This window comes from Desulfovibrio sp. (assembly GCF_019424165.1).
Lineage (GTDB): Bacteria > Desulfobacterota > Desulfovibrionia > Desulfovibrionales > Desulfovibrionaceae > Desulfovibrio.
Map to the genome: position 1 here is coordinate 37,456 of NZ_JAHZAA010000022.1, position 3,414 is coordinate 40,869.

General features: G+C 53.7%; 3 protein-coding genes. All 3 read right to left on the reverse strand.

What is annotated here, in order from left to right; translation table 11 throughout:
* Positions 1-1,151 (reverse strand): AMP-binding protein (locus tag QZ377_RS08585; protein WP_291440748.1); only part of this gene is annotated, 1,151 nt, incomplete at its 3' end.
* A gap of 151 nt (positions 1,152-1,302) precedes the next feature.
* Positions 1,303-2,523, reverse strand: a complete 1,221-nt coding sequence (locus tag QZ377_RS08590) for an MFS transporter (RefSeq protein ID WP_291440749.1) — start codon at positions 2,521-2,523, stop codon at positions 1,303-1,305.
* Between the two features lie 15 nt (positions 2,524-2,538).
* Positions 2,539-3,414: ABC transporter permease (locus QZ377_RS08595; protein WP_291440750.1), on the reverse strand; the 876-nt coding region annotated here is incomplete at its 5' end.

Here is a 3,414-nt window from a genome sequence, read left to right on the forward strand (position 1 = left end):
CCCACGGCTCCATCCGGCACTTCACGTCCCGCAGGGTCAACAATACGAAATTCATCAGCCGGGCAGACGGGAATTCCCTGCGTGTTGCGGACTTTTTCTTCATCCATATCCATACGTGTCATACTGATCAGCCCTTCAGACATGCCAAAGACATTTTGAAAGCGGCAGCCAAAAATTTCTGTGGTGCGTTGGGCAAGATCTTCACCAACCCGCGAACCGCCAGCCTGGATATTGATCAGACTTGGAAAGGTATTCTGGCGCTCCAGCAGTTCAGCCATATCGCACCAGAGTATGGCTGCGGGCGGCACAAGGGCGGTATGCGTAACCAGGTTGCTGTCAATAAGATCAAAGCACATGTCCGGTTCAGGCGTTTCGGCGATGACCACGGTACCGCCGCATTGAAGCGCTCCCGGCTCGCCGGGAGCGCCGAGCGGGGAGTTGTGCGCCACTGGCAGTGCGGCCAGGTAGACAGTGTTTTCATCAAAACCGTTGGCGGCGGCACTGTAACGGGTAACACACAAATATTCGCAGTGAACGCGGGCAATCAGCTTGGGAACGCTGGTTGTGCCGCCAGAAAGAAGAAAACAGAGCAGTGAATCTGACGAAACAGGATCTTGAGGAAGATTAACAGATGACGTCAGCAGGCCTTCAAGGGAAGTGAATTCTTCCGGTTCCCCACTCACGATTACGTGCTTCAGGCCAGGGTGCCTTTCTTGCAGCTCACGCGCCATCTGCCGGTAATCAAAGCCGGCCGACATGGCGGCGCAAATATAGGCTTTTGCCTCAGCGGATTCTGTGAAAGAGGAAATTTCTGACAGCCTGTGCGCAGGCAGGGCCAAAACCGGAGCTATTCCCAGCCGTGACAGGCCGAAAAATACAACTAAAAATTGCCAGCAGTTGGGAAGCTGCACCACAACGTGGTCCCCGGCCTTGAGGCCAAGAGCGGCAAATCCGCCCGCAACCTTGTCAGCCATTTCCTTCAGTCCGGCATAGGTAAGGCGAACGTCGCCGTCGATAACTGCCATGCAGTCTGCATTATGCCCGGCAACGTCCTGTAGAAGGGTATTGAACGTTTCGTCGCGCCAATAGCCTTCCGCACGGTAGTTGTTAATAATATCCTGTGGCCACCCCAAGTCACGCGCATAAAGCATATCCGTACCTCTTTGCCACTCGAAGCGCCGTGCAGCCAATCAACCCAGGGTTGAACTGCACAGGCTGGTTAAGAATCAATCACCTGGCGGCGCGTAATTGACCATTATCGGGTTAAAGGCCAATAAGCGTCTGAACGCATTGATACTGCGGCTACCGACACCTACCCCTCTTTGATATATAGAGTTTTGCAACAAAACCTGCCAAAAAGGCGCAGCCGATAGCTCCTAGAATTGTGCTGGCATAGCCCAGGCGTCCGGCCATGACCATGCCGAGGCCCCCCGTACCCATGGCAAAAAACTGGTACACGCTGAACTGCACCGTATAGTCTGTGGCAGGACTTTCCCTGGATGCACGGTCCATCATCAATGTGCTCAGCATGGTGACGGAAGGAACGTAGCCCAGAAAATGTATGACAACCGCAAAAACTACCGCCATGGTTGAAACATGCCCCTGCACGATGAACAGCACGGCAACAACACTCATAAACTGCATGACAATACAGTAATTCATGGTCTTGCCGCGCCCGAGACGCGAAATCATCCACCCCGCAAACAGGCTGGAAACAATGCCCATTGCAGGGCCAAAAACATTCACGATGAGACCGATACGCTCCAGCGGCCACAGATTGTCCACAAGAAGCGGCGTTAAAAGGCTGTAGGCAACGGTAATACCCACAGGAAAAAACAAAAGCATGGCCAGCCAGCCAAGGGTACCCGGCTGCTGCCAAAACGTGACAAGGCGCGTGGCCGCCTGCCAACCCTTTCGACTTTGAATTTTAAATTCAGGTTCAACAAAGAACACTAACTGCACCAGCGAAATGGCAGTTCCCACTGCCAGCAGCATCACTGCTTTCTGCCAGCCAAGACTGGGGTAGACCATAAGGACAAGCCCAGCTCCCACCATAAAACCGAACATGCCGCCCGCAGTCTGTATGCCGTTGCCTATGCCCCGCTCATCTTCCGTCAACAGAGAGCAGACGAGGCCATCAGTTGCTATGTCCTGCGTGGCCCCGCAAACAGCCATGACGATGCAAAGCAGGTAAATGGAGCCAAAGGCGGTAGTGACATCCAGATTGGCAAGAAAGCACAAAACAACAACCATCAGGGACTGCATCAGCAGCAGCCATCCACGGAAGTGGCCGATTTTGGGCGTAAACCGGACCCTGTCCACCAAAGGCGCCCACAAGAATTTGCAGGCCCCGATCATACCCAGAATGTATACCGAACTGACCTGCTCCAGCGATGCCCCCTGCTCACGCAAAATGGCAACCAAGGCCACAGAAAAAAAACTTAATCCAAGAAATTGTGACGTATACAGGCTCGTAATCAGCAACCATACGGAAAGGGGTTTTTTGGAAAGAACATCAAGCATGAATGTACCTGCAAGTTAATCCAACGTGCGCCGATAGCAGCGTATTGAGAGAACGCAAACAACGCCGAGAATAAGAACAAGCGCCCAGAAATCACCCCATACGTCTCCCAGCGTGTTTCCTTTGAGAAGAATGCCGCGCACTATGCGCAAGAAATGCGTCACGGGCAGTATTTCGCCAAGCCATTGCGCCCATTCCGGCATACCCCGGTACGGAAACATGAAACCTGACAGAATGATGGACGGCAACAAAAATCCGGACGAAGCCTGGTTGGCCTGCATCTGGTTTTTGGCAATGGACGAAAAGATAAATCCCAGGGCCAGGTTAGCGCAAATAAACACCACACATACCATAAAAAGCAGCAGCATTGAGCCAAGCATGGGCACATGAAAGAGCACCTTGGCCGCCGTCATGATGACAAGAATCTGACCGAAGCCTATCAGCAGGTAGGGCGATATCTTGCCCAGCATCATTTCCAGGGGGCGGATAGGGGCCACAAGCAGGCTCTCCAGCGTACCCCGCTCTCGTTCACGGGTCATGGCTATGGAGGTCATCATGATCATAGTGGAGGAAAGAACCACTCCAAGTATGCCCGGCACTACGCTGAAGGCGGATTCATTTTCTTCATTGTACCGGCGATGAACCAACAGTTCATAAGGTGCACTGCCCTGTTTCAGCTCGGCCAGAGGCCCCCGCAGATCTTCGTCAATGGCCTTTGCCGCCAGGCCTGAGAGCGCCCCGATGGCTGCGGATGTTGCTGAAGGGTCAGTGGCATCGGCTTCAATCAATACTTGCGGGCGTTCGCCGCGTGCAACCCTGCGCGAAAAATCGACAGGAATGTTCACCACAAACTGGGCGGCCCCGTTGGCCAGTGCTCTACGCGCTTCATCTTC

Bases quoted from the DNA above. Each gene is read 5' to 3' on its own strand.
- QZ377_RS08590 (WP_291440749.1), bottom strand. From the start codon at position 2,523: ATGCTTGATGTTCTTTCCAAAAAACCCCTTTCCGTATGGTTGCTGATT.